Source organism: Anaerococcus sp., assembly GCF_030825785.1.
Classification (GTDB): domain Bacteria; phylum Bacillota; class Clostridia; order Tissierellales; family Peptoniphilaceae; genus Anaerococcus.
The window spans coordinates 65,193-72,623 of the sequence record NZ_JAPJPG010000001.1; the positions used below are offsets into that span (position 1 = coordinate 65,193).

General features: G+C 35.4%; 8 protein-coding genes. 4 read left to right on the forward strand and 4 right to left on the reverse strand.

The features are described 5' to 3' along the window. Window positions 1–81: 81 nt before the first annotated feature. Window positions 82–1,698 carry a hydroxylamine reductase gene (hcp, locus tag RCH56_RS00330; RefSeq protein ID WP_306483007.1) on the reverse strand — a complete coding sequence of 539 codons (1,617 nt, stop codon included), beginning with the start codon at window positions 1,696–1,698 and terminating at the stop codon, window positions 82–84. 159 nt (window positions 1,699–1,857) lie between these two features. Here hcp and RCH56_RS00335 point away from each other — a divergent pair, with 159 nt between their 5' ends. Genes RCH56_RS00335 through RCH56_RS00345 form a run of 3 tightly spaced genes read left to right on the forward strand, consistent with a single transcriptional unit; the run spans window position 1,858 to window position 4,058 of the window. Continuing rightward, on the forward strand, window positions 1,858–2,394 hold the full coding sequence (locus tag RCH56_RS00335; RefSeq protein ID WP_306483008.1) for a PTS glucose transporter subunit IIA: 537 nt from the start codon (window positions 1,858–1,860) through the stop codon (window positions 2,392–2,394). A gap of 57 nt (window positions 2,395–2,451) precedes the next feature. After that, window positions 2,452–3,261: a Cof-type HAD-IIB family hydrolase gene (locus tag RCH56_RS00340; RefSeq protein WP_306483009.1), complete on the forward strand. Its 810-nt coding sequence runs from the start codon at window positions 2,452–2,454 to the stop codon at window positions 3,259–3,261. Next, on the forward strand, window positions 3,261–4,058 hold the full coding sequence (locus RCH56_RS00345) for a Cof-type HAD-IIB family hydrolase (RefSeq protein ID WP_306483010.1): 798 nt from the start codon (window positions 3,261–3,263) through the stop codon (window positions 4,056–4,058). The genes RCH56_RS00340 and RCH56_RS00345 overlap by 1 nt, the downstream gene beginning before the upstream one ends. Window positions 4,059–4,262: 204 nt before the next feature. Here the strand turns inward: RCH56_RS00345 and RCH56_RS00350 are convergent, their stop codons facing one another. The 3 genes from RCH56_RS00350 to RCH56_RS00360 form a co-directional block, all read right to left on the reverse strand. Continuing rightward, window positions 4,263–4,739, reverse strand: a complete 477-nt coding sequence (locus RCH56_RS00350; RefSeq protein WP_306483011.1) for an ATP-binding cassette domain-containing protein — start codon at window positions 4,737–4,739, stop codon at window positions 4,263–4,265. Further along, window positions 4,730–5,764, reverse strand: coding sequence for an ABC transporter transmembrane domain-containing protein (locus tag RCH56_RS00355; RefSeq protein ID WP_306483012.1), 1,035 nt, complete (start codon window positions 5,762–5,764; stop codon window positions 4,730–4,732). The genes RCH56_RS00350 and RCH56_RS00355 overlap by 10 nt, the downstream gene beginning before the upstream one ends. A gap of 108 nt (window positions 5,765–5,872) precedes the next feature. Then, complete coding sequence (locus RCH56_RS00360) at window positions 5,873–6,760, reverse strand: helix-turn-helix transcriptional regulator (protein WP_306483013.1); 888 nt, start codon at window positions 6,758–6,760, stop codon at window positions 5,873–5,875. 92 nt (window positions 6,761–6,852) lie between these two features. On the opposite strand from RCH56_RS00360, the gene RCH56_RS00365 reads away from it, so the two are divergent. Beyond that, window positions 6,853–7,398 (forward strand): class I SAM-dependent methyltransferase, encoded by a 546-nt coding sequence (locus tag RCH56_RS00365; RefSeq protein WP_306483014.1) that lies wholly within the window; start codon window positions 6,853–6,855, stop codon window positions 7,396–7,398. The last annotated feature ends 33 nt before the right edge of the window (window positions 7,399–7,431 follow it).

A 7,431-nucleotide genomic window follows, 5' to 3' on the forward strand; every position in this document is an offset into this window, starting at 1 on the left:
TATTCTTGGTATGAATATACTTCTAAGAAAATTTCCTACAAAAAAAGAAAAGCTAGATTTCTCTAGCCTTTCTTAAAATATTTATTTAGTGAAAAGTGGCATATCTTCTTCTACTGTTGTGTTTCCTGCTATATTAAAGTTTTCTACCAAGAAGTCTACAACTGTTGGTGATAGGAAGGCTGGAAGTGTTGGTCCTAGGTGAATATTTTTTACTCCAAGACTTAGTAGGGCTAATAGAACTATTACAGCCTTTTGTTCATACCAAGCTATATTGTATTCGATTGGTAACTCGTTTATATCAGATAGACCGAAGGCATCCTTTAGTGCTAGGGCAATTTGAACGAGTGAGTATGAGTCGTTACATTGACCTGCATCTAGAACTCTTGGAATTCCGTTGATATCTCCAAGGCCTAACTTGTTGTATCTGTATTTTGCGCATCCTGCAGTAAGGATTACATAATCTTCTGGTAGGGCCTTAGCAAAGTCTGTGTAGTATGATCTTTCCTTGTGTCTTCCGTCACAACCTGCCATTACTACAAACTTCTTGATATTTCCTTCTTTGACTTCGCTAACTACCTTATCAGCAAGGGCTATTACTTGATTGTGAGCGAAACCTCCGACAACTTTTGTATCCTCAAGATTTGTTGGAGCTTTACATTTTTTGGCCATCTCTATAATTTCAGAGAAGTCCTTGTTGCCATTTTCGTCTGCTTCGATGTGTTTACATCCAGGATAACCTGCATTTCCTGTAGTAAACATCCTATCTTGGTAGGTGTTATTTTTCTTCATTGGAACGATACAGTTGGTTGTCATAAGGATTGGGCCATTGAATTTCTCGAATTCTTCGTTTTGGCTCCACCAGCTGTTTCCGTAGTTTCCGTGGAAGTTATCGTATTTTTTGAATTCTGGGTAGTAGTTTGCTGGAAGCATCTCAGAGTGGGTGTAGATTTCTACTCCGCTATCCTTTGCTTGATCTAGAAGCATCTTCATATCGTGAAGGTCGTGACCTGAGATTAGGATTCCTGGCTTATCTCCTGCAGAATAATCTACTTCTGTGATTTCAGGATTGCCGTAAGTTCCTGTATTAGCCTTATCAAGTAGGGCCATAGCCTTAACTCCGTGGCTTCCTGTCTCCATCACAAGATCGATTAGCTTAGATATATCTGTATATCCTTTTGTAGTCTCTTCAAGGGCCTTTGCGATAAATTTATCTACTTCGCTATCTCTAAAGCCTAGGACATTGGCATGGTGGTTGTAGGCTGCCATTCCCTTAAGTCCGTATATTACAAGCTCTGTAAGAGATCTTTCGTCTTCATTCATTATATTTAAAACACCAACTTCGATTGCTTTTCTAGAAAGCTCGTCGTCATCATCTGATGAGTATAGGGCAAATTCAGAAAGACCTTCCTTAGATATTTCCCCTAGAAGCTCGTCTTTCATAGCTATAGTTTCCTTTACTATAGCTAGTATTGCCTCAGTGTCGAAGTTTGCATTGGTAATAGTTACGAAAAGATTGTTAGATAATCTATCGTAAAATCTCTCTTCTACTTCTCCCTTTTTATTTATTACTTCAGCGAGTCCCTTTGTTACATATACGAGAAGGTCTTGGATATTTGCTGTGTCTTCCTTTTTTCCACAAACACCTTGGACCTTACATCCTTCATTCTTGAAAGTTTCTTGACATTGAAAACAAAACATAAATAAACTCCTTTTTTCTTTTTCTTAACTTAACTGTCTCTATTATAAACCACCAGTATATATATAATCTGTAACATATGTTACAGAAAATGATTTTTTACAAAATATTAGTATATTAGTAATAAGAAAGATGATATAATCATAAAACAAGGAGGTACTATGTCATTTTTAGATAAAATCAAGAGTGCTTTTTCTGGAGATAGTAAGAAAAACGAAACTGTAGAAGAAGTAAGAGAAGTTAGATCAAATGAGACTATTCTTGCTCCACTTACAGGAGAAGTTAAGGACATCAAGGAATGTAGCGACCCAGTATTTGCCCAAGAAATCGTAGGCAAGGGAGTAATCATCGTTCCAACTGAAGGAAAAGTTTATGCTCCAGTTGACGGCAAGATCTCAATGCTTGCAGAGACAGGACACGCTGTAGGAATCACATCAGATAATGGCACAGAGCTACTAATCCACATAGGACTTGATACAGTTGAACTTGAAGGAAAACCATTCGATATCAAAGCAGAAAATAATGCTAATGTAAAACGCGGTGATCTTCTAATCGAATTCAACATCGAAGAAATCAAAGCTGCTGGTAAGGAAATCCAATCACCAGTTATCGTAACAAACACAGACGATAAGACAATAACAAGCCTAAAACTTGGTCAAATCAACCACGGAGAAGATTTACTAAAGATTGAAGCTTAATAATAAGGGGACTGTTACTATTGTAGCAGCCCCTTTTATATTGATAGGGAGGAAGAATTGAAATTAATAGGAGTCGATATAGACGGGACACTTCTAAATAGCAAAAACGAACTTACTGCTAGGACGAAAGCTAGTCTTATTAAGGCAAGTAAAATCGGCCATAAGGTTGCAATCATCACAGGCAGGGACTTTTATGCGGCAGACTTTCTGGCGGGAGAACTTGATTTTGATAAGTTCGGAGGACTCGTCTCCTCATCTAACGGAGCCCATGTCTATGATATGAAGGCTAAGAAGACAATCATAAATCATACCATAGACCATGCTCTAGTAAGAGAGATGATAGACTTTGCCAAAGGGCTCGGCTTTGACTATATAATCTATCATAAGGGAGAAATCTTAGCAGAAAACGAACATGCTCATAGCCTAGAATTTCTGGCAAAGAAAAATAAAATGCCTTATAGGATCATCGAAAATTTAGAACAGAAAATAGACTTTCCCCTTAATAAAGTTCTTTTCTCAGCAGAGCCTTCAATAATAAAGAAAAATATAGAAAAGTTTAAGGAAAAATTTGAAAACCGAGTAAACCCTATCCACTCCATGCCCCAATTTCTCGACTGCATGCCCCTTGATATCAACAAAGGCAGGAGCATCCTAGAAATTGCAGACTTCTTCTCGATCGACCACGATGACACCCTAGCCTTTGGAGATGAGATTAACGATATGGAGATGATACAAATGGCAGGGACTGGAATCGCTATGGCTAACGCAAGCGAAATCTTAAAAAAAGAGGCAGACTTCATCACTCTTTCAAACGACGAGGATGGGATAGCCTATTATATAGAAAAGAATATACTTAAGGAGAAATAATGAAACTAATTGGAGTAGACGTCGATGGAACTCTCGTAAATAGCAAGAGAGTCATCACAGAAAAGACAAGAGAGGCCTTGATTTCTGCCATGAAAGCTGGTCATAAGGTCGTAATAGTTACAGGAAGACCAACTGCAGGAGCTAGAAATCTTGCAGAAGCCTTAGAATTTGATAAATACGGCGGTCTTATTTCAAGCTTTAATGGAGGAGCCATAACAGACTTTGCTACAGGAAAGGTTCTCGCCAACCACGAAATGGACCATGACCTTGCAGTAGAGATGATAAAACTTGCCAAAGACTTGCCCCTTGAGACCATGGTACCTTATATGGATACAGTTTTTAGTCCAAAGATCGGCCCTTACACAGAAGGTGAGGCAAAAACTCTCAGGATGAAGGCTGAAGAAGTAGAAGATCTCGATCAAACAATCGACTTTCCTGTAAACAAAATCCTCTTTGCAGCAGACCCTGACCTTATAGATGAGCCAACTAATAAGATTAAAGAGAGATTTGGAGAACTAACAGAACAAGTCAAATCAGCAAGATTCTATTACGAGGTTATGCCTATGGGACTTTCTAAAGGAAATAGCCTTCTAGAAATCGCAAAAATTTTTAACATAGACCAAAAAGACATCATTGCCTTTGGTGATGAGATGAATGACGAAACTATGATAGAGGCTGCTGGAGTAGGAGTCGCCATGGGTAATGCAGTAAGTAAGATAAAAGAAATAGCAGACTACGTAACCCTATCAAATGACGAGGACGGCATAGCCTACTATCTAGATAAATTCATATTATAGGGACATAAATCATCTCCTGCCATTCCTAGATTCTTCTAGGAAAATCCCAGTAGAAAATCCGACATACAATAAAATTTCTACATTAACGAGAGTATTTGTAAATATCAAATTCACTAACTTTTGTAATCTTCAATATTTATCACTTGATCAAAGCTTTGAAGATAGGCTGGATCTTGGTTGTGGGTAATTACTATTCTTGTTAGCCTATCCAGGCTTTCTATTAGGCCTTCGATTTGACCTAGCGCTTTCTGGGTCAAGTCCGCTTGTTGGCTCATCAAAGATTAGTAAATCACTTCCCTTGTATAGGGCCCTAGCAAGCTCTAGCTTCTTCTTCTCTCCACCAGATAGACTTCCATTTTTGATTAATCCATCCTTCTTCTCATAGTAAACTCGACTTAATCCTACCCTATCAATAATTCCTTCGATCCTATCTCTATCAATCTCATCAGCGCCCATAGCGATATTGTTTATGAAAGTATCCTCAAATACAATAGGATTTTGTGGAATATAGTAGATATTATCATATAAGTCTTCTTCAGAAAATTCCTTGAAGTTGCCATTAGCAAAGGAAATCTCTCCACCATAGTCTTCATTTACCTTCATAAGAATCTTGGCCAGGGTAGACTTACCAGATCCAGAATTTCCGATTATGGCATAGGACTTAGCTTTTTCTATATCCAAATCCATCTTATCAAAGACCTTGATATCTCATAGGCGAATGATAGATTGTTTAGCTTAAGATTTAGTTGTGGAGTCTTTCCTTCTTTCTTGCTCTCTTCAATATCAGGAATTTCACTAATTACCATCTCCTTTATTTTCTTTGTAGATAAAATGTTAACCAAATATCCAAAAGAATCTGCTAAAGTCGCTGTAGAAATCGAAACTAACTTCAGAGAAGCTAAGAGATCTGATAATTGTAAGTATTGATTTTTCACCATAATACTACAAATATATGTAACTAACAAAGACGATAAAATATTAATACTAAAAAGAGTTTGACCAAACATGCTAATGGAAACATTTAGATGGGTCAAAGATTTCAATAACTTATTATCATCTATATCGAATTTCTTCAAAAAGTATTCCTTATTCTTTGATTCTTTAATTACAAAATATCCATCTAGAAATTCATTCAATCTATCAATGTAAGATGAGTAATTCTCAGACCTTAAAATTTGCAAATCTGAAATTCTCTTAGAAAAAACTTTAGAAACTCCTCCAGGAAAAATAACAAAAAATATGGTAGCTAAGAGAATATAAGGATGAATCTTGTAGAGGCCTACTATGTATACTATAGCTTGTCCTATACCAATTATTGCAGAAGGTAAAGTCATCAAATAATTTAACCTTAACTGGTCAACATTCTGATCTACTTGGGTGATATATTCTCCCTTATTTTTCCCAAAAAAATTAGATGACTTGGTATTAATTATTCCTTCCAAATAATCATGCCTTAGGTCGCTACTTATGTATTGGGTAAAGAGCTTGCCATTTCTCTGGGATATATAATATGATAGACAGGCAATAATTACATACAAAATTGACTGAATAACAATCTTACTAGCACTTCCCTCGATATTACCCAAAACGACATCTATTATCTTAGTACTAACCGTGCAATATAAGTAGATAAAATAAACTTCAATTACACCAAAAATAACCGACAAAATTAGATTATTCTTATATCTGAGAATATACTTTTTCATCAACCCACCTCCCCCTTTCTGATAAGGTTTTAATTAAAAATTCATTTTCATCATTATAATTAATATCTCATCTAAAAACAACCCACACTTTTGTGGGGTTACTAGGAATTATTTTTTTGTTATATGATTAACACTTTTAATCAATGATGATTTTAGTTCTCTCTTAAGCATCAAATCACAAAGTTTTAATGCTTTATCTATGTAATCTATTACTCCTAGTTTGTACTTGGATATTCCTAAAAGGTAGTAGATTAAAATTATCCTATTGTAATTATTAGTAGCAGAGCTTAGGTCAAGAGCCTTATAGGAAATATCTACTGCTTCTTGATAGGAAGAAGTCATGTAAAAAAATCGTGCTTGATTGTATAGGAGATTGATATAGTTAGGATTATAAAAATCTAAATTATCTAACAGATTCTCTAGAATCTTGCTTGCCTTATGTATATCTTCTGTATTCACATAAAACTCAGATAACTTTGTCATTATTCTAATTTCTATATCACTAGAAGGAATGTAAGATGTAGGATTTATCTCACTATCTTTAACTTTAAGAGCTTTTATTAAATAATCTCTACATTTTTCCTCTTCGTGTTTTACTTCGTTTTCATATATTGCTTTATAGTATAAGATATATTGATTCAAAATATTCTTGTAACTATTAGGCAAATGTAGATCCAAGCCTTCTAGCTCTTCAATATCTTCTTCTAGACTTTGATAATTGGTATTTGAAAAATTTCTATCTATTTTATTAATCTTCTTATTGATAGTCTCCCGCGAGGAGCCCTTTTCGTTCATCAAGGTAATCTCGAAATCTATTCCTAGAGCATTTAGTATATCATCTAGGTTGTCAAATCTAGGTTTATTGTAATTATTCTCGATTCTACGAAGGCTTTCTTCACTAATTACTGCAATATCTGCCAAATCTTTTTGAGATAAACCCTTACTTTTCCTAATTCTTTTTATCTCACTTCCTATGTATTCATAATCACTGGGCATGTTCACTCCTTAAATATACTTTGTATTAATATACTTTAATAAATATATTTACAATATTCTTTTTAATAGTATGCTTGTTCTAAGGAGTAATTATGATTGAAAGAGTAACAGATCTTGTTAAGGAAATTCTTATTAGAGAAAAGGATATGGACCTTGCTGTGGATATGACGGCAGGTAACGGGAATGATTCAGCCTTTATCCTTGATGTATTGGGAGCAAAAAAGCTGATTGCCTTTGATATTCAAGAGGCTGCAAGGGAAAATACCTTAATGCTTCTTGGCCCTAGGGATAATTTTACCTTTATTTTGGACAGTCATGCCAATATTGATAAGTATATCAAAGATAAAATTGACTTGGCTGTCTATAATCTAGGCTATCTTCCAAATTCTGATAAGACCATCACTACTAGAGCCGATTCTACTATAGAAAGTTTAGAGAAGGTCCTAAGTCTTTTAAGAAAAAAGGGCAGGGTGCTTATAACTATCTACCCAGGCCATGCCCAAGGAAAGATTGAAGCAGATAAGCTTGATCATTTCCTAGAAGAGCTTGACCCAAAGGACTTTGCCATTCTCAAATTATCCTACCCAAACAAGAAAGACATCTCCCCTTATGTAGCCACAATAGAGAAGAAATCCTAAATATTTTCTCTAATAAAGTCATTAGTTAAGGCA